The 24,009-nt window shown below is 63.4% G+C and carries 18 protein-coding genes and 2 tRNA genes; 8 read left to right on the forward strand and 12 right to left on the reverse strand.

The genetic code is table 11. From position 1 onward, the window contains the following. The first annotated feature begins 152 nt into the window (after window positions 1–152). Complete coding sequence (gene clpB, locus C1720_RS10865; protein ID WP_102284210.1) at window positions 153–2,741, forward strand: ATP-dependent chaperone ClpB; 2,589 nt, start codon at window positions 153–155, stop codon at window positions 2,739–2,741. Window positions 2,742–2,893: 152 nt separating this feature from the next. Here clpB and uvrB read toward each other — a convergent pair whose 3' ends face one another. The 5 genes from uvrB to C1720_RS10895 form a co-directional block, all read right to left on the reverse strand. Continuing rightward, a complete protein-coding gene (gene uvrB / locus C1720_RS10870) occupies window positions 2,894–4,984 on the reverse strand; it encodes an excinuclease ABC subunit UvrB (RefSeq protein ID WP_102284211.1) in 2,091 nt (696 codons plus the stop codon). Between the two features lie 118 nt (window positions 4,985–5,102). Continuing rightward, window positions 5,103–6,449, reverse strand: coding sequence for an McrC family protein (locus C1720_RS10875; protein WP_102284212.1), 1,347 nt, complete (start codon window positions 6,447–6,449; stop codon window positions 5,103–5,105). Between the two features lie 18 nt (window positions 6,450–6,467). Further along, on the reverse strand, window positions 6,468–7,223 hold the full coding sequence (locus tag C1720_RS10880) for an McrB family protein (protein ID WP_369406082.1): 756 nt from the start codon (window positions 7,221–7,223) through the stop codon (window positions 6,468–6,470). Window positions 7,224–7,246: 23 nt separating this feature from the next. Continuing rightward, window positions 7,247–8,614, reverse strand: coding sequence for a hypothetical protein (locus C1720_RS10885; RefSeq protein WP_102284214.1), 1,368 nt, complete (start codon window positions 8,612–8,614; stop codon window positions 7,247–7,249). Between the two features lie 314 nt (window positions 8,615–8,928). Further along, window positions 8,929–9,918, reverse strand: coding sequence for an RluA family pseudouridine synthase (locus C1720_RS10895; RefSeq protein WP_233200054.1), 990 nt, complete (start codon window positions 9,916–9,918; stop codon window positions 8,929–8,931). A gap of 581 nt (window positions 9,919–10,499) precedes the next feature. Between C1720_RS10895 and C1720_RS10900 the strand changes: the two genes are divergently transcribed. The 3 genes from C1720_RS10900 to C1720_RS10910 all read left to right on the forward strand — a co-directional run bounded on the left by C1720_RS10900 (window position 10,500) and on the right by C1720_RS10910 (window position 14,402). Beyond that, window positions 10,500–10,703 (forward strand): hypothetical protein, encoded by a 204-nt coding sequence (locus tag C1720_RS10900; RefSeq protein WP_102284216.1) that lies wholly within the window; start codon window positions 10,500–10,502, stop codon window positions 10,701–10,703. A gap of 122 nt (window positions 10,704–10,825) precedes the next feature. Beyond that, window positions 10,826–13,738, forward strand: coding sequence for an Rne/Rng family ribonuclease (locus C1720_RS10905; RefSeq protein WP_102284217.1), 2,913 nt, complete (start codon window positions 10,826–10,828; stop codon window positions 13,736–13,738). A gap of 106 nt (window positions 13,739–13,844) precedes the next feature. Beyond that, window positions 13,845–14,402: a 3'-5' exonuclease gene (locus tag C1720_RS10910; RefSeq protein ID WP_102284218.1), complete on the forward strand. Its 558-nt coding sequence runs from the start codon at window positions 13,845–13,847 to the stop codon at window positions 14,400–14,402. A gap of 289 nt (window positions 14,403–14,691) precedes the next feature. Here C1720_RS10910 and C1720_RS10915 read toward each other — a convergent pair whose 3' ends face one another. The 5 genes from C1720_RS10915 to C1720_RS10935 all read right to left on the reverse strand — a co-directional run bounded on the left by C1720_RS10915 (window position 14,692) and on the right by C1720_RS10935 (window position 18,924). Then, a complete protein-coding gene (locus C1720_RS10915) occupies window positions 14,692–15,711 on the reverse strand; it encodes an LD-carboxypeptidase (RefSeq protein ID WP_102284219.1) in 1,020 nt (339 codons plus the stop codon). A gap of 160 nt (window positions 15,712–15,871) precedes the next feature. After that, window positions 15,872–16,459 carry an NAD(P)H-dependent oxidoreductase gene (locus tag C1720_RS10920; RefSeq protein ID WP_102284640.1) on the reverse strand — a complete coding sequence of 196 codons (588 nt, stop codon included), beginning with the start codon at window positions 16,457–16,459 and terminating at the stop codon, window positions 15,872–15,874. Window positions 16,460–16,496: 37 nt separating this feature from the next. Next, the gene (locus C1720_RS10925; RefSeq protein ID WP_102284220.1) at window positions 16,497–17,654 is read right to left on the reverse strand and encodes a VanZ family protein; all 1,158 of its coding nucleotides are present in this window, start codon (window positions 17,652–17,654) and stop codon (window positions 16,497–16,499) included. Between the two features lie 24 nt (window positions 17,655–17,678). After that, entirely contained in the window at window positions 17,679–18,107 is a 429-nt protein-coding gene (locus tag C1720_RS10930; protein WP_050716310.1) for a CopD family protein, read from the reverse strand. Between the two features lie 385 nt (window positions 18,108–18,492). Continuing rightward, a complete protein-coding gene (locus tag C1720_RS10935; RefSeq protein WP_102284221.1) occupies window positions 18,493–18,924 on the reverse strand; it encodes an EamA family transporter in 432 nt (143 codons plus the stop codon). Between the two features lie 218 nt (window positions 18,925–19,142). Here C1720_RS10935 and C1720_RS10940 point away from each other — a divergent pair, with 218 nt between their 5' ends. The 4 genes from C1720_RS10940 (at window position 19,143) to ribD (ending at window position 21,627) form a co-directional block, all read left to right on the forward strand. Continuing rightward, on the forward strand, window positions 19,143–19,775 hold the full coding sequence (locus C1720_RS10940; RefSeq protein ID WP_102284222.1) for a glutathione S-transferase family protein: 633 nt from the start codon (window positions 19,143–19,145) through the stop codon (window positions 19,773–19,775). A 15-nt stretch (window positions 19,776–19,790) separates the two neighbouring features. Beyond that, window positions 19,791–19,867 (forward strand) — tRNA-Pro (locus C1720_RS10945). Window positions 19,868–20,381: 514 nt separating this feature from the next. Next, window positions 20,382–20,455: transfer RNA gene (locus C1720_RS10950), tRNA-Arg, on the forward strand. Between the two features lie 41 nt (window positions 20,456–20,496). Then, a complete protein-coding gene (gene ribD, locus C1720_RS10955) occupies window positions 20,497–21,627 on the forward strand; it encodes a bifunctional diaminohydroxyphosphoribosylaminopyrimidine deaminase/5-amino-6-(5-phosphoribosylamino)uracil reductase RibD (RefSeq protein ID WP_233199944.1) in 1,131 nt (376 codons plus the stop codon). Between the two features lie 138 nt (window positions 21,628–21,765). Here ribD and C1720_RS10960 read toward each other — a convergent pair whose 3' ends face one another. After that, window positions 21,766–22,356 carry a BPSL1445 family SYLF domain-containing lipoprotein gene (locus tag C1720_RS10960; RefSeq protein ID WP_102284223.1) on the reverse strand — a complete coding sequence of 197 codons (591 nt, stop codon included), beginning with the start codon at window positions 22,354–22,356 and terminating at the stop codon, window positions 21,766–21,768. A 287-nt stretch (window positions 22,357–22,643) separates the two neighbouring features. Next, window positions 22,644–23,921, reverse strand: a complete 1,278-nt coding sequence (locus C1720_RS10965) for a PilT/PilU family type 4a pilus ATPase (RefSeq protein ID WP_233199946.1) — start codon at window positions 23,919–23,921, stop codon at window positions 22,644–22,646. Window positions 23,922–24,009 lie beyond the last annotated feature (88 nt).

Raw genomic sequence — 24,009 nt, forward strand, 5'->3', positions numbered from 1 at the left:
AGGACCTTATGCTATTTAAAAAGGAGCGAAAAAAGACCCTTCATCCAGCCCCGCCAAGCGGCTGCCCGGCTTGAAAAAGAACGGGGCAGCCGCAACTGCCCTGTGTCATTGGGAGTGTGCGCACTGCACGCTCACGAAAGGAGAAAACACTGATGCGAGCCGACAAATTCACAACCAAATTTCAAGACGCGCTGGGCGACGCCCAGTCGCTGGCGCTGGGCAAAGACCACGCCTACATCCAGCCCGAGCACTTGCTGGCCGCCATGCTGCGGCAAGAAGGCGGCCCCAAGTCGCTTTTGCAGCGCGCGGGCGTGAACACGCAGCAGCTGGCGCAGGCGCTGGATGCTGCCGTGCAGCGCCTGCCGCAAGTGCAGGGCCAGGAGCAGGTGCAGCCCAGCCCTGATCTGATGAAGCTGCTGCAAACCACCGAAAAAGAATCCATCAAGCGCGGCGACCAGTTCATCCCCAGCGAAATGTTTTTGCTGGCGCTCACCGAAGCCAAAGGCGAAGCCGCCCGCATCGCCAAGGAAGCGGGGCTGACGCGCAAGGCGCTGGAAGCGGCCATTGACGCCGTGCGCGGCGGCCAGACGATGGACAGCGCCGACGGCGAAAGCCAGCGCGAGGCGCTGAAGAAATACACGCTCGATCTGACCGAGCGCGCACGCCAGGGCAAGCTGGACCCGGTGATTGGCCGCGACGACGAAATCCGCCGCGCCATTCAGGTGCTGCAACGCCGCAGCAAGAACAACCCCGTGCTCATTGGCGAGCCGGGCGTGGGCAAAACGGCCATCGTGGAAGGGCTGGCCCAGCGCATCGTGGCCGGCGAAGTGCCCGACACCCTGCGCGACAAGCGCGTGCTGGCGCTGGACATGGCGGGCCTGCTGGCCGGGGCCAAGGACCGGGGCGAGGTCGAGGAGCGCCTCAAATCCGTGCTCAAGGAAGTGGCGCAAGACGAAGGCCGCATCATCTTGTTCATCGACGAAATCCACACGATGGTGGGCGCGGGCAAAGCCGAAGGCGCAATGGACGCGGGCAACATGCTCAAGCCCGCCTTGTCGCGCGGCGAGCTGCACTGCATTGGCGCCACAACGCTGGACGAATACCGCAAATACATCGAAAAAGACGCCGCGCTGGAGCGGCGCTTCCAGAAAGTGCTGGTCGATGAACCCAGCGTGGAAGACACCATCGCCATCTTGCGCGGCCTGCAGGAAAAGTACGAAGTGCACCACGGCGTGGACATCACCGACCCGGCCATCGTCGCCGCCGCCGAGCTGAGCCAGCGCTACATCACCGACCGCTTCCTGCCCGACAAGGCCATTGACCTCATCGACGAAGCGGCGGCCAAGATCAAGATCGAAATCGACTCCAAGCCCGAAGAAATGGACAAGTTGGAGCGCCGCATGATCCAGCTCAAGATCGAGCGCGAAGCCATGAAGAAGGAAACCGACGAGGCTTCCCGCAAGCGCCTGGCGCTCATTGAAGACGACCTGGCCAAGCTGGAAAAGGAATACGCCGATCTGGACGAAATCTGGAAGGCCGAAAAAGCCAGCGCCCAGGGCAGCGAGCAAATCCGCAAGCAGATTGACCAGATTCGCTTCCAGATTGACGAATTCACCCGCAAGGGCGACTTCAACAAAGTGGCCGAGCTGCAATACGGCCAGCTGCCCGCGCTGGAAAAACAGCTCAAGGAAGCGCAGGCTACCGAAGTGGCCGGCGAGCGCGCCGCGCCCAAGCTGCTGCGCACGCAAGTGGGCGCGGAAGAAATCGCCGAAGTCGTCAGCCGCGCCACCGGCATCCCGGTCAGCAAAATGATGCAGGGCGAGCGCGAAAAGCTGCTGCACATGGAAGAGGCCCTGCACCGCCGCGTGGTCGGCCAAAACGAAGCCGTGAACGCCGTGGCCGACGCCATCCGCCGCTCGCGCTCGGGCCTGTCAGACCCGAACCGGCCCCTGGGCAGCTTCTTGTTCCTCGGCCCCACCGGCGTGGGCAAAACCGAACTGTGCAAGGCGCTGGCGGGCTTCTTGTTCGACAGCGAAGAGCACCTCATCCGCATCGACATGAGCGAGTTCATGGAAAAACACTCCGTGGCCCGGCTCATTGGCGCGCCCCCCGGCTACGTGGGCTACGACGAAGGCGGCTACCTCACCGAAGCCGTGCGCCGCAAGCCCTACAGCGTGGTGCTGCTCGACGAAGTGGAAAAAGCCCACCCCGACGTCTTCAACGTGCTGCTGCAAGTGCTTGACGACGGGCGCCTCACCGACGGCCAGGGCCGCACCGTGGACTTCAAAAACACCGTCATCGTGATGACCAGCAACATCGGCAGCGCCCAGATCCAAAGCCTGGCCGGCCAGCCGTATGAAGACATCAAGGAAGTCGTGTGGGCCGAGCTGAAAAACCACTTCCGCCCGGAATTTCTCAACCGCATCGACGAAACCGTGGTCTTTCACGGGCTGGACGCCAAACACATTGGCGAAATCGCCCGCATCCAGCTGCAAGTGCTCAAGGCGCGGCTGGAAAAAATGGACCTCACGCTCGACGTGAGCGAACAGGCCTTGGAGGAATTGGCCAAAGTCGGATTCGACCCCGTCTTTGGCGCGCGGCCCCTGAAGCGCGCCATTCAGCAGCGCATTGAAAACCCGCTGTCCAAGCTGCTGCTGGAAGGCAAATTCCCGCCCAAATCCACCATCCACGTCAAAGTGGACCCGGTGCAAAACCCCGGCGTCTTCGAATTCAGCGCCTGACAGCCGCCCCCCCATGCCGGGCGGCCCGCCCCATGCGCCGCCTGGCAGCCCGCCAGGATGGCAGCAGGCGCGGGCCACAGCCTGATTTGATGCTTGCGCAAGCGAGGGGGTTTGAAGCGTGGCGGCGGGCCGAGAGCGGGAGAGGCCGCGCCTTACCCCGCTGCGCCCAGCACGCGGGTTTTGAGCAGGGCGAGCTGGTCGCGCGCCTGGGCGGCCTGCTCGAATTCCAGGTTGCGGGCGTGTTCCAGCATTTGTTTTTCCAGGCGCTTGATTTCGCGGGCCAGGTCTTTTTCGTTCATTTCCTCGACCTCGCGGCGGGCGGCGGCGCGCTCGCGGGCCTGCTGGGCCTGGCGGTCTGATTTTTCGGAATACACGCCGTCGATGAGGTCGCGCACTTTTTTGACGATGCCGCGCGGGGTGATGCCGTGCGCCTGGTTGTAGGCCATTTGCTTGTCGCGCCGGCGGCGGGTTTCGTCAATCGCCTTTTTCATGGATTCGGTGACGTGGTCGGCATACAAAATGGCTGTGCCGTGCGCGTTGCGCGCGGCGCGCCCGATGGTCTGGATGAGGCTGCGTTCGGCGCGCAGAAAGCCTTCCTTGTCGGCGTCCAGAATGGCCACGAGCGAGACTTCCGGTATGTCCAGCCCTTCGCGCAGCAGGTTGATGCCCACCAGCACGTCAAACGCGCCCAGGCGCAAATCGCGAATGATTTCCACGCGCTCGACGGTGTCCACGTCGCTGTGCAGGTAGCGCACTTTCACGCCGTTTTCATTCAGGTATTCGGTGAGCTGCTCGGCCATGCGCTTGGTGAGCGTGGTAATCAGCACGCGCTCGCCTTGCTGCACGCGCTGGCGGATTTCCTGCAACACATCGTCCACCTGGTGCGTGGCGGGGCGCACTTGCACTTCGGGGTCGAGCAGCCCCGTGGGGCGCACCACTTGTTCCACCACTTGCCCGGCGTGCTCTTTTTCGTAATCCGCCGGGGTGGCGCTCACGAAGATGACCTGGCGCATGCGCTGCTCGAATTCGGCGAATTTCAGGGGCCGGTTGTCCAGCGCGCTGGGCAGGCGAAAGCCGTATTCCACCAGCGTGGTTTTGCGGGCGCGGTCGCCGTTGTACATGGCGTTGAGCTGGCCGATCATCTGGTGGCTTTCGTCCAGAAACATGATGGCGTCGCGCGGCAGGTAGTCGGTGAGCGTGGGGGGCGGATCGCCCGGCCGCGCGCCCGACAGGTGCCGCGTGTAGTTTTCAATGCCCTTGCAGTGGCCCAGCTCGGTGAGCATTTCCAGATCAAAGCGGGTGCGCTGCTCCAGCCGCTGCGCTTCCACCAGCTTGCCTTCGGCGGTGAAGAATTTCAGGCGTTCATTGAGTTCCTGCTTGATGGTTTCCACCGCCGCCAGCGTTTTTTCGCGCGGGGTGACGTAATGGCTGGAGGGGTAAATCACGAAACGCGGCACGTTTTGCTGAATGCGGCCCGTGAGCGGGTCAAACAGGGCGATGCTTTCAATTTCGTCGTCAAACAGCTCAAAGCGCACGGCCAGTTCCGAATGCTCGGAGGGGAACACGTCGATCGTGTCGCCGCGCACGCGGAAGGTGCCGCGCGAAAAATCCGTTTCACTGCGCTGGTATTGCATGCGCACCAGCTGCGCAATGGCCTCGCGCTGCCCCTGCTTGCCGCCCACCTTCAAAATCATGCGCATTTGCAAATAATCATCGGGCGCGCCAATGCCGTAAATGGCCGAAACCGTGGCCACAATCACCACATCGCGCCGCTCCAGCACGCTTTTGGTGGCCGAAAGGCGCATTTGCTCGATATGGTCATTAATGGCGCTGTCTTTTTCAATGAACAAATCGCGCTGCGGCACGTAGGCTTCCGGCTGGTAGTAATCGTAATAACTCACGAAATATTCCACCGCGTTTTTCGGGAAAAACTCGCGAAATTCACTGTAGAGCTGCGCCGCCAGCGTTTTGTTGGGCGCAAACACAATGGCCGGCCGCCCCAGCCGCGCAATCACATTGGCCATGGTGAAGGTTTTGCCTGAACCGGTCACGCCCAGCAGGGTCTGGAACACCTCGCCATCGCGCACGCCTTCCACCAGCTGCGCAATGGCCGTGGGCTGGTCGCCCGCTGGCGGGTAGGGCTGCCAAAGCTGAAAGGGCGAATCAGGGAAGGTGACGAAGCGGCCTTCCGGGGCGGCGGTTGATGCGGAAACAGGCGTGGAGTCTGGCGTGGCGGGCGGCATGGCTGGCGGCAAGGCGGGCAAAACCGGGCATCGTATAGCGCCCGGGCTGCCCGCGCGGCGCGCTGGCGTGGGCAAAACGGTGCGCTGCTATTGCCTTGATAGCTGCCCGCGCCCGTATTCAGAGGGCTGGCGCTGGTTTTGAGCTGAATTGAAATGGCGCGCTGCGGCTCCAGAAGCAATCAAGGCTGCCGCAATCCGGAAGGATGAGCTGTTGATGCTCCAGGCAGAACGGCAAAACCCACAGGCGCAAGCCAGGCGGCTGAAACTCGAAAACAGGCAGCGCCTGCCTGAAAGCATCCGTTTTTGGGTAAATCAGCGCCATGTCGCCTTGCCCTTTGAGATAAGTCTGGCCGTAGGCGTGCAGCTGATAGAAGTCTGCCTGGCTCAGTCCGTACTTGTCTTCGCTGTTGCCGCGTGCGTTGTCAAGCAGCTTCCATTTTGTGTCCAGCACCAGACGGTTTTCTCCTGATTGCTGAACCAGCACATCAGGCTTCAGGCGAAACCAGCCTTGCTCCCTGTGCCTGACCAGCGAATGGCTGCCAGCTTGCACGCGCAGGGTGAAAGGCGGCGCGAGCTGCCGCTTCAGATGCCTGGCCACGCAGGCTTCAAATATTTCCGCCATCGGAAACAGCAGCGAGGGCGCGTCATGCCCGCCCGCGCCGGTAAGGGGCGATTCGTTTTGCAAGATCAGGCGCGCCCACGCCAGCGCGCTGGCGTAATGCGCCATGCTGCGGTCCAGCCGCGTCCGCCGGAAATCCTGCGCGGGTTGCGCTGACTGCGGAATTTGAGCGAACACGAAGCACAGTTCGCGCGCCAGTTGCTGATGAGCGGGCCAGGCTGTCCACGAAAGAGTCCGCCGCAGCGCAGAGTGCAGCAGGCGGTTTTCGGGGCGATCGCTTGAAAACTCGTCGAACTCGCAAAAAAAGCGGTCGTGCTGGCACAGGTTCCGCCGCAGATGCGCGGTCATTTGCAGCTTGCCGCGCAGCGCGAACACGTTGCCGCGCCGCGCAACGTAGTCGCCGCGCAGGCCGCGTTTGACAACGCGCTCTGCGGCGCGCAGGAATTCGCCGATGAACACCTCCAGCAGGGGCATGCGCGCGGCCTTCAGGCAAGCGCTTTCGGTTTGAATGTGGCGAAACCGCGCCAGGCAGCACAGCATCCTGATGAAAAGCTGCCGCGCCCGGGCATCAGCCTGGTCGCCGCTTGTGGCCCGGCCAATCTTCGGCAGCACTTCAATCTGGTAGCCGCCCGGCGCGCGAATCACCCCGGCGTATCCGCCCAGCGCCTGCACGGCGCGGCGGCCGCCTTTTTGCATCAGGCGCAGCCAGGCCGTGCCGCCCGCCAGCGCCTGGGCCTCCAGCCAATCGAAAACCGGCTTCGGCACTGCGCGCAGCCCGCTGGCGTTGGGTGCGGACGGCGGGCATGCCGTCAGCGCGTCGAATTCGTAAATCGTGATGCCAGCCATCCGCGCGCCTGCCGCCTGTCAGTTGGAAGAGAAAGACTGATAAATACCGATATAAGCGTCAGGTTCGGAAAACGCCTTTTCCTGCAATACGTAATGGCGCTTGAGGGCGTGGTTTTCAAGCTCATGGTTTTCACCAAACAAGGCATTCAGGTCCGTTTCACTTTCAGTCATGAACTGATGCGCCTTCTCTTTCTGGTTATCGCCCAGCACCAGGCGAATCTTTTGCCAGTCATCGAAAAAATACTCTTCCAGCAGCGCAACAATGCGATGGCGGAAAACATTTTTCAAATCGTCAAAATGTTTTATGCCCATCAGATAGGCATGGCCGATGCAGTGGTCGCGGTCATACAGCGCCTCAATGCGCGCGTTCATTTTTTCCAGCATTTGGCACAGGTTGATTTCCTTGTTTTCAAAAACCACCTTTCCCAGCAGTGCGCCATCCGGCAGCAAGGGCCTGAACTCAAACCGGCGGCGCAAGGCCATATCCAGCAAGGCCAGCGAGCGGTCGGCCGTGTTCATCGTGCCATAGATATCCACATTGGCCGGCACGGAGAATTTTTCGCCGGAATACGGCAGAACCACTTCGATGGGCGGTTTTTCTCCATTCAGCGGATCGCGCTTGTCCGCTTCAATCAGCGTGATCAGCTCGCCAAAAATCTTGCTGATATTGCCCCGGTTGATTTCGTCAATCACCATCGCAAACCGCTGGCCGGGCGACTGCCTTGCCTCATCGCACAGTTGCTTGAATACGCCCAGGCGAATTTCATAGGCCACTTCCCCCTGGGCCGTTTCATCATTCAATACAGGGCGCAATCCCTCGACAAATTCCTCGGAACCTGTTCAGAGTCTGGCCGTGAGGGGCGAAAGTGCGGATCGGGATGGGCTGCAAGGCGCAAACCACAGATGGGCCTTGTGGCCCATCGAGGATTTGCAACGCCGCAGGCCGCCCGAGGCCGCGCTTTTCGCACCCACGGGCAGACTTTGAACAGGTTCTTATAGCCATAGGACTGATGGAAGGTGACGAAGCGGTAGCGCTGAATGACGCTGGCTTCTTGCGGCCCACGCTTGAACTCATCAACAAGCGCAATCAAATCAGCGCAGGCATCTTCCCAGTCCCCCGCCAACTTCCATACCGAACTGGCGTTCTTATCGAACACGGCAGGGGCCGCACGGTTTTGTGTTGCCACAATGGAACCTTCGATTGCGTGGTGCTGTAAAGCGCCCCACAAGGTGGCCCGCAAATTTTGGATGCTTTTGGCCTTTGCAATGGCCTGGATAAATGGATGGCGGGTCATTTGCGTGACATCGGCTTTTCCGCCCAAGTCATACAACACGGCAGCCGCGCTTTCCCACCATTTCAAGGTTGTGATTTTTTCGGCGATGAATCGATTACGCCATTCTTCCGGAGAAACATTCGTTTGAGCATATTCATGTTTAAGAATTTCGTTTAGCTTATGGGTCTTTCCCGTGCCAGGCGGGCCGTAATAAATGAGATTGGTGCAAGGCGCGGGCGGCGCAGCGCCGCCATTTTTTTGCTGATGCGTCATCCCTATCTGCCGCCCATATTCCAGAATGCCCATGCCCGCCGGGCGTTTTGCAATGGCGGCTTTTTGCAAGGCGGCCATGCCTTCGCTGGCGTCGCGGCCCGTGTATGCGGCCAAAAGCGCGGGCTTGAAAACGTCCACGATCACCGGGTTTTGCCGGTTTTGATAATGAAAGGCGACTTTCCATCTGAATGCTTCGCCTTCGGCCTCTTTGATTCGTAGGCTGCGTCCTTCGCTGTCTTTGAAACCGAGCGCCCCAATGCCGTCCACATCTCCTTGCGAGGCCAGTTCCGCAATCTGAATCACGTAATCGCGCACCTTTTCAAAAGCTTCTTCAGCCGTTGCGCCCAGAGCCGAATACCAGGCATGCGAATCGCAATAGCGCAACCTGCCATGACTTTCTTTTGGCTCATCGTTTGCGCGCGAAAAAATACCAAATTTCGATGCCCATATGCCCCGGATGCTGCCCAGATCGCGAAGCCGCCATTCAAGCCAGTAGGTAAAAGTATCTTTTGAGCCAGCCTGGGTGTATTCATCCAGCGTCATCGTACGCAGGCGCCGGGCGGGCCATTCCTTCAAAAATTCATCCCACAGGGCGTAAAGCTGTTCAATATCTTTCATGAATCAATGGCCTTCCTGGCGTTGAAAGTGCAGGCATTTTTGAAATGTATGCGAATGAGCGCATTGGTCCGCTGGCGGCCAGGGCGGCCAAGACCAGAAAGGGCGGGCGGCAAGCGGGCGCCTATGCGGCCTTCAGCGGCTGGCTTGCAAGCGGATTTGAAGGCGTGCACTGAAGGCGTGCGCATTGCGGACGCGGGCACTCATCAGTTGCTCCATACGCTTTAGGAAGCCAAAAACAGGAGCAGATTCAGGGGGGGCGGAATACCGCTTCGCGCCCGTTCCACTAGGACCTCATGCTATGTTTTTAGAAGCGCCTAAAGCTGGCGGATGAATGACGCCAGCTCCGGCGGCAGCGCGGCTTGCAGCTCAATGGCCTGGCCGGTGGCCGGGTGCGCAAAGCGCAGGCGCCAGGCGTGCAGGAACATGCGTTTGAGGCCGTGCTTTTGCAGGGCGCGGTTCAGGGCGAAGTCGCCGTATTTGTCGTCACCCGCAATGGGGTGGCCGCTGCTGGCCAGGTGCACGCGGATTTGGTGGGTGCGGCCGGTTTTGATGGTGACTTCCAGCAGGCTGCCCTCGGGCAGGCCGGGCGCAAAAGCGGGCAGGCGCTTTTGCACGCGCACAAGGGTGATGGCGCGCAGGCCCTGGGGGTCGTCACGGCTGGCAATTTGCACGCGGCGCTCGCCTTCGCCAGCCGCGCCAGCGGGCACGATGAGCTTGCGCAGCGGCGCGTCAATCACTTTGCGCCCGGCAGGCCATGCGCCCAGCGCCAGCGCGAGATAGGTTTTGCCGGTGGCGCGGTCGCGGAACTGGTCTTGCAACTGCTTGAGGGCGCTGCGTTTTTTTGCGATGAGCAGGATGCCGCTGGTTTCGCGGTCCAGCCGGTGCACCAGCTCCAGATAGCGGGCTTGCGGACGGGCGCGGCGCAGCTGCTCGATGACGCCAAAGCTCACGCCAGAGCCGCCATGCACGGCCACGCCAGCGGGTTTGTCAATGGCGATAAGGTGCTCGTCTTCCATCAGCACGGCAAATTCGCGCGCGGGAGCCGCCGGCTGGGGCCTGGCGGCAATGCGGATGGGCGGCACGCGCACGGCGTCGCCCGCTTGCAGGCGCGTGTCGGCGCTGGCGCGCGCCTTGTTCACGCGCACTTCGCCGCTGCGGATGATGCGGTAGACGTGTGTTTTGGGCACGCCCTTGAGATGCCGCATGAGAAAGTTGTCCAGCCGCTGGCCGGCGCTTTCGGCGTCCACGGACAAGGTGCTGGCCTGGCTGGCGCAGGCCAGCGCCAGGGGCGCGCGGGCAGGCATGGAAGCTGGCATGGATGGGGCGGCGGCCATCAGCGCGAAGCACGGCACGATGCACGCGGGGCGCGTATGCAATAAGTGAAAAAACGGATGAATGGAATCGGCATTTTCAGGCGGAGGCAGAAAGCAGGCAAAAGCGATGGGCGCGCGGCCTGTCTGGCTTTGCATCCAAAAAAGGAGCAAATCCAGACCATCAAAAAAGCGCTCAGCGCAGGAAACACGGGGACATCATGCTATGAAACAAGGAGCTGAATTTGCCGCCTTCTTGCGCCTTGGCCGGGCCGCCTGAAAAGCGCGGCGGATTGTACAAACGCAGTGCCATGCCCCGGACGGCGCGGCAGGCCCCGCGCCTATAATCCGCGCCTGTCCGCGCCCATAGCCTGAAACCTGCTGATTCATACAGCCCGGCAACTTCGTGAAACAGGCGCCGCGCGGGCAAGGTTCATGCCACGCGCCACGCGCCCGGCTGCCGCTAGCGGCCCCCGGCGGTGGCGGCAGGCCGGATCGAAACACTCGGACACTGAAACGGATTTTTCTTCCGGCAGGCCCCTTTGCAATGCCTGCCGGTCTTTTCTGGACAGGCAATGCTTTTTTTGTGGGTTTGGCTGGCTTCACTCTGGCGCGGGCGTCAAGCCGCCGCGCCAGCGTTTGGCGGCCTCTTTCCGCCTTCTGCCGCACCCGCTGCGGCGGCCCCGGCAGGCAGCGGGCTGGCCCACGGCCTGTTTTGCGCCTGCCCGCACGCGCCGCCGTGGCGCCTGATGCGCCCCGCCATGCCCCGCCTGGGGTGAACGGCTGACTGGCGCGCGCCCGTTTCCCTTTCCTTTGTTTCGCTTCGCGCTCCTGCTGCGGCATGAGGTGCGGCCCCCTGGCGGGCCTGTTTTGATTTGCAAGAGACAAAGGACAGCGCATCATGAAACGGATGCTGATCAACGCCACGCAGGCCGAAGAGTGCCGCCTGGCGATCGTCGATGGACAAAAACTGCTTGACTACGAAGTCGAAGTGGAGGGGCGCGAGCAGCGCAAGGGCAACATCTACAAAGCCGTGGTCACGCGCGTAGAGCCATCGCTGGAGGCGTGTTTTGTGGACTACGGCGAAGAACGTCACGGTTTTCTGCCTTTCAAGGAAATCTCGCGCCAGTACTTCGCCGAAGGCGTGCCCGTTTCGCAGGCGCGCATCAACGACGTCATCAAGGAAGGCCAGGAGCTGCTGGTGCAGGTGGAAAAAGAAGAGCGCGGCAACAAGGGCGCGGCGCTCACCACCTTCATCAGCCTGGCCGGGCGCTACGTGGTGCTCATGCCCAACAACGCGCGCGGCGGCGGCGTTTCGCGCCGCATCGAAGGCGACGAGCGCGCCGAGCTGAAAGAGGCGATGGACCAGCTCGAATACCCCAAGGGCATGTCCATCATCGCCCGCACCGCCGGCATAGGCCGCAGCGCGACCGACCTGCAATGGGACCTGAACTACCTGCTCAAGCTCTGGGGCGCCATTGACGACGCGGCCAAAGGCGGCAAGGGCGCCATGCTGATCTACCCCGAAAGCAGCCTGGTCATCCGCTCCATGCGCGACTACTTCAGCAGCGACATTGGCGAAATCCTGATCGACACCGACGACATGTTCGAGCAGGCTCAGCAGTTCATGAGCCACGTGATGCCCGAGCACGCCAGCCGCGTCAAGCGCTACCGCGACGCCGCGCCGCTGTTTTCGCGCTTCCAGATCGAGCACCAGGTGGAAAGCGCCTACAGCCGCACCGTGCAGCTGCCCTCGGGCGGCGCCATCGTCATCGACCACACCGAAGCCCTCGTGGCGGTGGACGTGAACTCCGCCCGCGCCATCAAGGGCGGCGACATCGAAGAAACCGCCACCCGCACCAACCTCGAAGCCGCCGACGAAGTGGCCCGCCAGATGCGCCTGCGCGATTTGGGCGGCCTCATCGTCATCGACTTCATCGACATGGAGGAAAGCAAAAACCGCCGCGAAGTGGAAAACCGCCTGCGCGAAGCCCTGCGCCAGGACCGCGCCCGCGTGCAATTTGGCTCCATCAGCAAATTCGGCCTGCTGGAAATGAGCCGCCAGCGCCTCAAGCCCGCTCTCTCCGAAGGCGCATCCATTCCCTGCCCGCGCTGCGGCGGCTCCGGCCACGTGCGCGACACCGAATCGAGCGCGCTGCAAATCCTGCGCGTCATCCAGGAAGAGTCCATGAAGGACAACACTGCCGCCGTGCACGTGCAAGTGCCGGTGGAAGTGGCCAGCTTCCTGCTCAACGAAAAGCGCGCCGAAGTCGCCAAGATCGAGCTGCGCCAGCGCGTGGCTGTCGTCCTCGTGCCCAACAAAACGCTGGAAACGCCCCACTACAAGCTCGAGCGCCTCAAGCACGACGACCCGCGCCTTGACGCCCTGGCCGCCAGCTACAAACTGGCCGAAACGTTTGAAGACCCCACCGTCGTCACCCGCCGCAGCCAGGAGCCGACCAACCGCCAGCAGCCCGTCATCAAGGGCGTGCTGCACGACGCGCCCGCGCCCATCGCGCCGCCAGCGGCGCAGCCCGCCGCGCGCCCCATGCCCGGCGGCCATCCGGCCTACCCCGGCGGCCAGCCTGCCAGCTTCATGGCCTGGCTCAAACTCTGGCTGCAAAACCTCTTTGGCGGCCACCCGGCCGCCCCGGCCCCGGCGGCTGACCTCGCTGGCAAGCCCCGCGAAGCGAGCCGCAACGGCCAGCGCCGCGACAACAACCGCAACAGCCGCAACCGCAACGGCCAGCGCCGCGACAACCGCGACGAGCGCCCCACAGATCGCCCTGCCGAACGCAACGCCGAACGCAACGATCGCCCCGCCGACAGCGACACGCGCCGCCCGCCGCGCGACAACGGCCCAGGCAGCGAAAACCGTGACAGCCGCGAAGGCAGGGAAAGCCGCGAAAACCGCGCCAGCCGTGAAAACGGCGAACGCAACCGCCCGCCGCGCGCCGAACGGCAAGACCGGCCCGACCGCACCGAACGCCCCCGCCGCGACCCGCTGCCCGCTGATGCAGCCGATACGGCAGGCAACGCGCCCGCAGCCGCGCCCGTCGAAACCAGCGCCGAACCCCGCCGCAGCGAAAACGGCCGTAGCGAGCCGCGCAAGCCACGCGCGCAAGCCGCAGCCGCCGAAAGCGACACCCGCCAGCCGCCAGCCGCCCAGGCTGACGCCGCAGGCCAGAGCGCCGTTCCTGCCGAAGGCGAAAACGCGCCAGAAAACGAGGCAGGAAACGTGACGGAAAACGCTCCTCAAGGCGAGCGCCGTGAACGCCGCGCCCGCGACCGCTATGGCCGCGACCGCCGCCGCAGCCGTGACAGCGCCGACAGCGCCAGCGAAAGCGCCCATGAAGGCAAGGGCGAAAGCGGCAGCAGCGCCGATGCCGCCATGGAAGAAGCCGTGCCCGCCTCCTACTTCAGCCGTGGCGCGGCCCTGGCGGCCGCCAGCGCGCCGCCTGCCAGCGCCGAAGCCGCGCCAGCCGCCGCGCCCGAGCCTGCTCCGGCAGCGCCATCCACCCAGGCCGCGCCTGAAACAGCGCCCCCGGCCCGCGCCAAACCCGAAGCGGCACGGCCCTACGACCTGCCCGTCACCCAGCTATCGGAGCTGATTGAGAGTGCGGGCCTGCAATGGGTGCAGTCTGACCCTGACCGCGTCGCCGCCGCCCAGCAGGCCATCGCCGCCGAGCCGCCGCCGCAGCGCACGCCGCGCGAACGCGCGCCCTTGCCCGTGCTGGACGAAGGCCCGCTGATCCTGGTGGAAACACGGCAAGACCTGCGCCAGGCCGCCATGCCTTTTGACAACGCCTCATAAGCCCTGGCTGGCCCGCCTCACAAACGCGGGCCTTCCCCCAAAACAACAGACGCTGAATCCGCAATGGATTCAGCGTCTGTTTTTGCTTTCCTGAATTGATTCATCCATGAGCGGCAAAATCATTGTCATTGACCTCGAAGCCACCTGCTGGGAAGGAAATCCCCCGCCAGGAGAAATCAGCGAAATCATAGAAATAGGCATCTGCGTGCTGGATCAGGCCACCGGCGTCATCGATAAAAACAGGGGCATTCTGATAAAACCTGTGCATTCCGCAATCAGCCCGTTTTGCACGCAACTGACGACCATCACCCCCGATTTGATCGGGAAAGAAGGCATTTCTTTTGAAGAGGCCCTGCATATTCTTGGAAAGGAATATCAGGCGGGTCAGCATGCATGGGCCAGCTACGGCATGTACGACAAAAACATGCTGCAAAAACAGTGCGCTTTGCGGCATATTCCTTACCCCATGCACCATGAGCACATCAATGTGAAGGAGCTGTTCCGGCAAGTGACCCGCATTCCCGGAAAAGTGGGAATGAGCCAGGCCCTGGATATTCTGGGCTATCCGCTGCAAGGAACGCACCACCGGGGCGGAGACGACGCCTTCAATATCGCCAGGATATTGCGTTATTGCCTGAATCATTCTGAAGCCGCTATTGAATAAAAGCCCGTTCAAGGCGGATGCCGGCCATGCCGCCAAAGTCTGCAACAGGCGCTGTGTCCGGGCGCAGGGGCGGCGCCAGCGGCCCGCCTGCTTTTTTGCCGCGTGCGGCATATCGCAAGCAGACCGAAAACGAGCCATTGGGGCAGGCAGGCGGGTATCAAAAACAAGAGCGAATTCAGAAGCAAGAAATTGGCTTCTGCGCCCGTTTCACTAGGACCTCATGCTATGGATAGAGTAGCGAATAGAAGCGCTCTCTGAACCGGCTTGCGGCCAAGCGATGAACAGGCGCTCAGGCCTGCCCGCAGTGCAGGCAAGCGTGCTCGTGGCCGTGCGGGTGGCCGTGCGGGTGGCTGTGCCCGTCCATGTGACCCCATAGCAGCCAGGCATCGCGCCCTTCCAGCAGCAGCTCCACGCGCGCGCCCACGGGCAGCAGCACTTTGGTGGGCACGTGGCCCATGGGCAGGCCGCTGAGGATGGGCGTGCGCGTTTGCGCGCGCAGCCAGTGCACGGCTTCATTGAGGTTGAATCCCCGGTCGTGCGGCACAGGCTTGTAGGCCGAAAAGCTGCCCAGCAACACGGCTTGCTGCGCGTCCAGCACGCCCGCATGCAGCAGCTGGCAGAGCATGCGCTCGATGCGGTAAGGGTGTTCGCCCACGTCTTCCAGAAACAGCACGCCGCCCTGAATGGACGGCAGCCATGGCGTGCCCGCCAGCGCGCAAAGGGTGGAGAGGTTGCCGCCCCACAGCAGCGCGTCTTGCACGTGCAGCTTGCCGGGCACAGGCGCAGGCTGCGGCGCGAGCAATTGCGCACTTTTAGCCGGGCGCTGCGCGGGCAAACGCCAGCCCGTGCCTTCGCCTTCGCCCGAGAGCAAGTCGCCAAAGCAGGCTTGCATGATTTCGTCTGGCTCGCCAGGGCAGCCAAAGTCGGCGCACAGGGTCGGGCCGGCCCAGGTGATGGCGCCGGTTTGCGCCAGCAAGGCCATTTGCAGGGCGGTGAAGTCGCTCAGGCCCACAAAGCGCGTGCCTTGCTGCGCGGCGCGGGCAAGGGCCTCATAGGGCAGGGCGGGCAACAGGCGCGTGAGGCCGTAGCCGCCGCGCGTGATCAGCGCCACGTCAGCGCCGCTGGCCGCCGCGCGGGCAATGGCGGCCAGGCGCGTGGCGTCGTCGCCCGCGAAGCGCTGATGGCTGGCCAGGGCGGCTTCATCCACCTGCACTTCATGGCCCAGGGCCTGCAGGCGGCGCACGCCGCGCCGCAGGGCCGCGCGATCGCGCACCGCGCCGGAAGGAGAGTAGATGTAGATGCGAGGCATGAGCGGCTTTCAGCGTTTTTTCAGTGTTGCGGAGCAGCGCCAGGAACCGGCAGGCGGCGAATGGACGGCATTTTCGGCGCACGGCAGGGCTTGGCGGAGCAAATGGAGCTGGCTGGCAGCCGTTTCAAAATGGCCTTGTCCAGGCTGTCTGAAACGGCATTCACAAACTCACGCCGTCCTGCTCCATTTTGGCGGACAAGGCCGCCAGTTTTTTCGCCGGGTCAAGCAAAGGATTTAGCAGGTGGGCGGCGCAATCTTCGGCGGATTGGGCGATGGCCTGCCCGTCGGCAACCACTGCGCCGTGAAATACAAACGGCGGCAGAAACGGCGTTTTCAGCAGGTTTGCCGTCTGCTGCAGCGGTTTCAGAAATTCGCTCATGGAAAAGCTGTTGTAGCCGCCCGCCTGATACGAATCGGCAGGCCCGCCCGTAGAAATGGCGCAGACCCATTCTTTTCCCGCCAAAACCCCGCCTTTTGGCCCATATGCCCAGTTGTAGGTCAGCACATCGTCCAGCCATTGTTTCATCAGCGGCGGAATGGAATACCAGTAAAACGGATGCTGAAATACCAATCTGTCGTGCGCCAGCAGCGCAGCTTGTTCGGCCGCAATATCAATTTTGCCGTCGGGATACAGCTCGTATGGCTTGCGGACGGTCACATTGGGTTCGCGCGCCAAACGTTGCGCCCATGCGCGGTTTACTTTGGATTGAGAGAGATGGGGGTGAAACAAATTAATCAGTATTTTCATGGCGCTTCCTTTTTCAAATGGGCCGGACTGGGTGGTTTCAGAATGGGGCGGCTTTCCCGTCAGGGCGGACTGGCGGGCTGGCATGCCTGCGCCCAAACAGGCGAAAGAGCGCATACGCCAGCGTGGCAAAGGGCCACAGCCAGCCGACCCACTGGGCCAGGCCGTAAAAGTGGATGAAGCGGCCCTGCTCCCACTGCTGCAAATTGGCGGCGTCGTAGGCGCTCAAAGGAGCCTCGTTGAGCAGCCACAGCTGCGCGCCCAGCGCCACGGCCAGCAGGGCCAGGCAGGCGCGCTGCGGCAGGGGCAGCGCCAGCAAGGCCATGAGAGCGCCGCCTGCCAGCCCGCCAATTTGCGGCGCGCGCAGCCAGCCCCAGGCAGAGGCAGGCCCCCAGGTGAGCGCGAAGGAAAGGGCCAGCGTGGCCACGCCCGCCAGCAGCGCGGCCAGCGCAAACGGAACGCGGCGGGCCGCGCCTTGCATCACGCCATAGCCCAGCAGGCAGGGCGCGGCCGCGCCCAGGGCGACGCACAGCACTTGCACGCCAGGCAGCAGCGGCTGCAGCTCGAATTCACGCAGGGGCAGCCATTCCAGCCAGGGCGTGTCTTTCAACAAAGCGGCCAAGGCCGCTTCAACGCGCTCGTACACGTGCCCCAGGCCAAGCGCCACAGGCGTGGGATAAAGCAGCCCCACGGGCCACAAGGCCAGCAGCACCAGCGCGCCGCGCGCATCGGGCGCGAACCAGCGGCGGCGAAAGCGCCGCCAGCGGCCAGCCAGCCCGGTTTTCTCCAGCGCCAGGGCGGCCATCGCGCCTGCGGCGGCCCCGGCGGCGTTCAGGGCCAGGTCAAGATTGGAGGCAATGCGCAGCGGCAAATAGGTTTGCAGCGCTTCCAGCACGAACGACAGCGCGGCGGCGGTCAGCGCAGCCAGCAGCGCGGCCAGCCAGGGGCGCAGGCGGCCGCTGGCAGACCAGGCCAGCGTCAGCAGCAGGCCCAGCGGGGCATAGCCCGCAAAGTTGGCAAGCACGTCAAAGCGCGTCCAGTACTGCGGCAGGGCTTCGTCAATGTAGGCCCACGGCATCAGCCCCTGATTGCGCCAGCCCGTGAAGGGAAAGAGACTGGCGTAGGCAATGAGCGCCACCCAGCACAGCGCCAACGGCGCGGCGGCGGACTTTTCGCTGGGCGGCGGTTTGGCGGTCATGGGCGGCGCAACAGGCGAGGCTGGTCAGAACGGCTTGAGCACCACGAGCAGCACGGCAGCCAGCATCATCAGCACGGGGCCTTCATTGAACCAGCGGAACCACACATGGCCGTGAGTGGGCAGCCGCGCCTCAAAGCGCCGCAGCAGCCGCCAGCACCAGAAGTGATAGGCCAGCAGCAGCAGCACAACGGCCAGCTTGGCATGCATCCAGCCATTGCCCGGTCCCAGCCCGATGCCGTAGCCCAGCCACAGCCACAGGCCCAGCGCCAGCGCGGGCGCGGCCAGCAGCGTCATGAAGCGGTAGAGCTTGCGCGCCATCAGCAACAGCCGCTCGTATTCGGCGCGCGAATCGGGCGCCACCATCGCCAGATTGACGTAAATGCGCGGCAAATAAAACAAGCCTGCGAACCAGCTTGCGATGAAAACAATGTGCAGGGCCTTGATCCACAACATGCACGCAAGTGTAGGGCGCGCCAGAGGGCGCAGAACGCGGGCGGCATGACCTGCTTCAAGCTGCCTGCCGCCGGAAAAAAGAAAACCCCTGATCCGCAAGGACCAGGGGCTGAAAAGCCTCTCGTCAGAAAGGCTCCCGCTCAGGGAGGAAAAGCAGGGCGCCCGAAGGCGCGGACGGAAATATAGCAAAAAAGCTGCCACTTCGTGAAATAGTGCACGATTTTTTTGCCTTCCGACGAACGGTTGATTGGACTGGCTGAATGGATGCGCGTGATGGCAAATCAGACAACTGCATCCTTGAATGTGCGCCGCAAGCGCAGCGCTTCGCCACAAAAGGCCAGCTGCCGCGCTTTCAGAGCCTGCTCAAATTCCTTTGAACAGGCGCTCAGCGCTTGATTGCCAGCACCAGCACGCCAGCGGCAACCAGCCCCAGGCCGCCCCACTCATGCGGCCTGGGGCGCTCGCCCAGGAAAACCACGGCCAGCAGCGCCACGAGCACCAGGCTGAATTTGTCCACCGGGGCCACCCTGGAGGCGTCGCCCAGCTGCAGCGCCTTGAAGTACGCCAGCCACGACGCGCCCGTGGCCAGCCCGGAAAGCACGAGAAACAGCCAGTTGCGCGCCGTGAAGGCCGCCACGCCTTGCCATTTGCCTGCCCAGGTGAGAAACAGCGCCAGAGCGGCCAGGATGACGAGCGTGCGGATGAAAGTGGCGAAGTCCGAATCAATGCCTTGCAGGCCCGCCTTGGCGAAGATGGCCGTCAGCGCCGCGAAGAAGGCCGAGGCCAGCGCCCAGAAAAACCACGTGTGTCCGTTCATGAAAGTGCTCCGCAGGCCCGGATTTTGGAGGCGAACCGGGCGCCTGCCTGCAACAAGGCGGCTCCAGAGCCTGTTCGGCGCTTGGGGCCGCGAGGGCGAAAGTGCGGCCCGAAGCGAGCCGCCGCGCCGCTTTTTCCCCGCCCCGCGCGGCCAGCCCTGAATAGACCGGGCGCGCAGAACGACAATACGCCTTTCCACTCACTGAAAGAGAGCTTGCCATGATCGATCTCTACTCCTGGACCACGCCCAACGGCTTCAAGGCCACCATCATGCTGGAAGAGTGCGGCCTGGCCTATCGCCTGCACCCCGTCAATATTGGCAAGAACGAGCAGTTCGCTCCTGACTTTCTCAAGATCAGCCCCAACAACAAGATTCCGGCGCTGGTCGATAGCGAAGGCCCTGGCGGGCAGCCGCTGCCGCTGTTCGAGTCTGGCGCCATCCTCATTTACCTGGCCGACAAAACGGGCCGCCTGCTGCCCGCTGCGGGCGCGGCGCGCTACACCGTGCTGCAATGGCTCATGTTCCAGATGGGCGGCGTCGGCCCCATGCTGGGGCAGGCCGGGCACTTTCGCTTCTTCGCCACTGAAAAAGTGCCCTACGGCATTGAGCGCTACACCGCCGAGGCCAAGCGCCTCTACGGCGTGATGAACGGGCAGATCGAGCGCACGGGCGCCTTCATCGCCGGCGGCGACTACTCCATCGCCGACATCGCCATCTACCCCTGGCTCATCCACCACGAGCGGCACGGCATCGACTGGGCCGATTACCCGGCGCTCAAAGCCTGGTTCGACCGCATCAGCCAGCGCCCCGCCGTGCAAAAGGGCCTGAAGGCATTTGAAAAACAAGGCTAGAATTGCCCGCTTTCACGGAACGTAGCGCAGTCTGGTAGCGCATCTGCTTTGGGAGCAGAGGGTCGCGAGTTCGAATCCCGCCGTTCCGACCATCCCAATAACCGCCAGCGCCTGGCAACAGCCGCGCTGGCGGTTTTTTTCATTCTGGCGCGGGCGCTTGCGTTGCCAGAAGGCATGAAAAACAGGAGCGGATTTGATGGGGTGAAAAATGGCGTCTGCGCTCTTTCCACTAGGACATTGTGCTATGGATTACATAGCGAAAATAATGCAGCTTGCCCTTGCCCATCTCATGCGAAGGCCCGGATCTGTTCTTTGCCCTATCGCAAGCCCGCAAGCCGGTGAACTGGCAAAGGCCCGTTGCGGTGCGCAGTTCGTGCGGCTCGCCGTGGGCGTGAGGGGCGCAGAAAGCATGAGGGCCGCGCGCCGTGCCTTCTTCGGGCATAGCCGCCTGCACTGCATAATCGCGCGCTTCGCGCCGTTTCGTCATGGCCTTGGCATTTGCCGCTGGCTCTTGTCGTTCGGCAGCAAAACAGCCTGGCGGTTTCCGCCCTGGCGAAAGGCCCGGCTGGCCGGGTTTTCATCTTTTTGCTGGCCCGTTTTTTTCGTCTGCCCGTAGCTCAACTGGATAGAGCAGCTGCCTTCTAAGCAGCAGGTCGGGGGTTCGAGTCCCTCCGGGCAGGCTCCGCCGGAGCTGGCGCAGGCATCCGGAAAGCTTGACTCCATGCCCTACATGAATCGCGCCCTGGCTCTGGGCCGGCAGGCTCCCAATGACGCCGATCCCAATCCCCGCATTGGCTGCGTGCTGGCGGCCGCCGATGGCCGCGTCATCGGCGAAGGCTGCACCCAGCGCGCAGGCGGCCCCCATGCAGAAATCATGGCGCTGCGCGCCGCGCAGGCCGCTGGCCAAAGCACGCAAGGCGCCACGGCCTATGTGACGCTGGAGCCTTGCTCGCACCAGGGCCGCACCGGCCCCTGCGCTGATGCCCTGATCGCCGCTGGCGTGGCCCGCGTGGTGGCCGCCCTGCCTGACCCCAACCCCCGCGTGGCCGGACAGGGCTTTGCACGCTTGCGCGCCGCTGGCGTGCAAGTGCAAACCGGCCCGGGCGCGCGGCAAGCTTTTGAAGACAACATCGGCTTTTTCAGCCGCATGCTGCGCGGCCTGCCCTGGGTACGGCTGAAACTGGCCGCCTCGCTGGATGGCGCCACGGCCTTGTCCAACGGCCAAAGCCAGTGGATTACGGGCGAAGCCGCCCGCGCCAACGGCCATGCCTGGCGCGCGCGCGCCAGCGCCATCCTCACCGGCATCGGCACCGTGCTGCAAGATGACCCGCTGCTGAATGTGCGCCACGCCAGCGCCGCCCGCCAGCCCGCCCTGTTCATTGCCGATAGCCAGTTGCGCACGCCGCTGGCCGCCCGTCTGTGGCAAACGCCGGGCCGCTGCATCCACATTTGCACCACCGTGGACAGCGCTGAGCGGCACGCCCCCTACCTGGCCCAAGGCGCGCGCCTGCACGTCATTCCCGCCACGCCGCAGGGCCGCTTGCACCTGCCCGCCTTGCTGCACACGCTGGCCGCGCTCGAAGTGAACGAGCTGCATGTGGAAGCCGGCCAGCGTCTTGCGGGCGCGCTGCTGCAAGCGGGCCTGGCTGATGAATGCCTGCTGTACCTGGCCCCGCTGCTGCTTGGCCCCGGCCGGGGGCTGGCGGATATCGGCCCGCTGGACACGCTGGCAGCGGGCGTGCCCCTGCGCTTTCACGCCATTGACCGCATAGGCGAAGACCTGCGCCTGATCGCCCGCCCGCCGGAGCGCGACAAATTCTGGGCTTTTGACGCGGCGGGCGGCCGGCAGTGACGGCGCGGCGCCCAGACCGTCCGATAAACCGGCGTTGGCCAAGGGAAAAAGCGTCTGGCGCGGCCAACAAAAAAGCTGGCAGCCGCTTGCGTTGCGGCCGCCAGCTTTTCGCGCTTCAGGCAGAGAATGTTTCAGCGTTCAGCGTGCGCGCGAGACTTTCGCGCCCTGCACGGATACCCCTGCTTCCAGCCCCACATTGGTGAGCACGAAGCTGGTCACAGGCTGCTCGCTGGTGCGGCTGTCCACCATGCCATTGGCGCCCAGATGGCCGATGGCGGCCGTGGCGTCGATGCCGATGGTCCAGCCATTGCTGCGGCGAAACATTTCCAGCGCCTCGGGCGAGTTGAAAACGTAGATGACCGACTTGGCCTGCCCGCCCGCCTGAAAGCCCAGCGACCCGGCATTGATGGTGTATTCCTGCGGCTGCGTGTTGCCGGCCACGTATAGCAGGCCACGGCCATGCTCCACGCCCACGATCAGGCTGCCGCCCACCACTTGCGGGAATACCAGCGCGCCCGCCGAACGGGCCACCAGCGCCTCGGAGCCTGGCGCGGCGCGATACAGGCGCGACAAGGCTTCATTGACCTGCGCCTGGAGCGACTCCTGCTGCACTTTCTGGTTGGCGTTGTCGTAAAGACCGGTCGTGGTGCAGCCCGTGTTGAAGGCGGCCGCGCCAGCAACCAGCATGGCAGTGGCGGCAAGGCGGGTGAAAGCGGTGGTTTTGTTCATGATGTGCGTCCTTGAAAAAAGGAAGAAGCGGCCACACCGCCAGGCCCTCTGACGGCAGCCGGGCATAAATGTAACGTGCGCCGCGCCCACGCCGCCGTGCCAGGGCGGGTGCGGAAAGGCTTCAGGTTGCTCAGGTTAGCCTGGTTGCATTAAAAAAAGGAGCAAATTTAAGGGGGCAAAAATACTGTTCAGCGCTTATTCCAGTAAGACATAACGCTACGAATATAAGAGCAAATCTGATCTCTTTTTGCTTTTTCCTTTCTCATTTGAAGGCCGCAGGCGGGCCTTCAGGATTGCTTGCCGAGTTTGGGGTCGTCCAGCGGGCCGAGGTGCGAGGAGCCAAAGCCTGTGGTGCGGTCAAAGCCTGATGAGCCAAAGCCCGTGGTGCGGAAGGCGCTGTTGTGCACGTCCAGCGTGATGTCGGTGAACGAAGGCTCGTCGGCAATCGCGTCTTCATGTATGTGCGCCTGCTGGGTGGCGATGTGGCGGCTGGTGTCGTTTTGCAGGCGCCAGAGCAGGTTGGTGGGCGAGTCGGCGTAGGCCAGGCCTTCTTTGCGGTCGATGCGGCCTTCGTTGATCAGGCGCGCCAGGTCGGCTTCAAAGGTCTGCGAGCCTTCGGCCATGGAGTTTTCCATGGCTTCTTTCACGCCGGTGAAGTCGCCTTTTTCAATGAGGTCGGCCACGAGTTTGGTGTTGAGCATGACTTCCACCGCCGGGGTGCGCAGGCCGTCCACGGTGCGGATGAGGCGCTGCGAGACGATGGATTTGAGCGCCGAGGCCAGATCGCCCAGCAGCGTGGGCCGCACTTCCACGGGGTAGAAGGAGAGGATGCGGTTGAGCGCGTGGTAGCTGTTGTTGGCGTGCAGCGTGGCCAGGCACAGGTGGCCGGATTGGGCGTAGGCGATGGAGGCGCTCATGGTTTCGCGGTCGCGGATTTCGCCAATCATGATGACGTCAGGCGCCTGGCGCAGGGCGTTTTTCAGGCCGATTTGCAAGCTGGCGGTGTCGCTGCCCACTTCGCGCTGGTTCACGATGGATTTTTTGTTGGTGAACATGTATTCCAGCGGGTCTTCAATGGTGAGGATGTGGCCGGTCATGTTCTCGTTGCGGTGGTCGAGCATGGCCGCCAGCGTGGTGGATTTGCCCGCGCCGGTGGCGCCCACCATGAGGATGAGGCCGCGTTTTTCGAGCACGAGGGTGCGCAGCACGTCGGGCAGGTTGAGCGTGTGCAGCGGCGGGATGTCGGGGCTGATGAAGCGGATGACGGCTGAGTACATGCCGCGCTGGCGCATGGCCGAGAGGCGGAAGTTGCCCACGCCGTGCAGCGGAATGGCGGTGTTGAGTTCGCCGGTTTCCTTCAGCTCTTCAATGCGGTTGGGCGGCACGATGTCCAGCAGCAGGTTCATCGGCCCGTCCACGGGCAGCGGCTGCGAGTTGATGGGCAGGTATTCGCCGTTGATCTTGATGGTGGCGGGCGCGCGCGGCGAGAGGTAGACGTCAGACGCCTTTTTTTCCGCCATCAGGTGCAGGATGCGCTCCATCATGGAAGCGGGTGCGTTGGACATGGTGTGTTTTCCTTTCCCTTGAGAGATATGTGCAGTGCGGGCCGGGTGCGGGTTGCGGGGGGCCGTAGAGCGGTTTTACATTGAAAAG

Source organism: Ottowia massiliensis, from assembly GCF_900240305.1.
In the GTDB taxonomy this organism is placed as follows: Bacteria; Pseudomonadota; Gammaproteobacteria; order Burkholderiales; family Burkholderiaceae_C; genus Ottowia; species Ottowia massiliensis.

Coding starts and splice junctions, on each gene's coding strand:
- clpB (WP_102284210.1), top strand. CDS start 153: ATGCGAGCCGACAAATTCACAACCAAATTTCAAGACGCGCTGGGCGAC.
- uvrB (WP_102284211.1), bottom strand. CDS start 4,984: ATGCCGCCCGCCACGCCAGACTCCACGCCTGTTTCCGCATCAACCGCC.
- C1720_RS10875 (WP_102284212.1), bottom strand. CDS start 6,449: ATGGCTGGCATCACGATTTACGAATTCGACGCGCTGACGGCATGCCCG.
- C1720_RS10885 (WP_102284214.1), bottom strand. CDS start 8,614: ATGAAAGATATTGAACAGCTTTACGCCCTGTGGGATGAATTTTTGAAG.
- C1720_RS10895 (WP_233200054.1), bottom strand. CDS start 9,918: ATGCCTGCCCGCGCGCCCCTGGCGCTGGCCTGCGCCAGCCAGGCCAGC.
- C1720_RS10900 (WP_102284216.1), top strand. CDS start 10,500: ATGCTTTTTTTGTGGGTTTGGCTGGCTTCACTCTGGCGCGGGCGTCAA.
- C1720_RS10905 (WP_102284217.1), top strand. CDS start 10,826: ATGAAACGGATGCTGATCAACGCCACGCAGGCCGAAGAGTGCCGCCTG.
- C1720_RS10910 (WP_102284218.1), top strand. CDS start 13,845: ATGAGCGGCAAAATCATTGTCATTGACCTCGAAGCCACCTGCTGGGAA.
- C1720_RS10915 (WP_102284219.1), bottom strand. CDS start 15,711: ATGCCTCGCATCTACATCTACTCTCCTTCCGGCGCGGTGCGCGATCGC.
- C1720_RS10920 (WP_102284640.1), bottom strand. CDS start 16,459: ATGAAAATACTGATTAATTTGTTTCACCCCCATCTCTCTCAATCCAAA.
- C1720_RS10925 (WP_102284220.1), bottom strand. CDS start 17,654: ATGACCGCCAAACCGCCGCCCAGCGAAAAGTCCGCCGCCGCGCCGTTG.
- C1720_RS10930 (WP_050716310.1), bottom strand. CDS start 18,107: ATGTTGTGGATCAAGGCCCTGCACATTGTTTTCATCGCAAGCTGGTTC.
- C1720_RS10935 (WP_102284221.1), bottom strand. CDS start 18,924: ATGAACGGACACACGTGGTTTTTCTGGGCGCTGGCCTCGGCCTTCTTC.
- C1720_RS10940 (WP_102284222.1), top strand. CDS start 19,143: ATGATCGATCTCTACTCCTGGACCACGCCCAACGGCTTCAAGGCCACC.
- ribD (WP_233199944.1), top strand. CDS start 20,497: ATGCCCTACATGAATCGCGCCCTGGCTCTGGGCCGGCAGGCTCCCAAT.
- C1720_RS10960 (WP_102284223.1), bottom strand. CDS start 22,356: ATGAACAAAACCACCGCTTTCACCCGCCTTGCCGCCACTGCCATGCTG.
- C1720_RS10965 (WP_233199946.1), bottom strand. CDS start 23,921: ATGTCCAACGCACCCGCTTCCATGATGGAGCGCATCCTGCACCTGATG.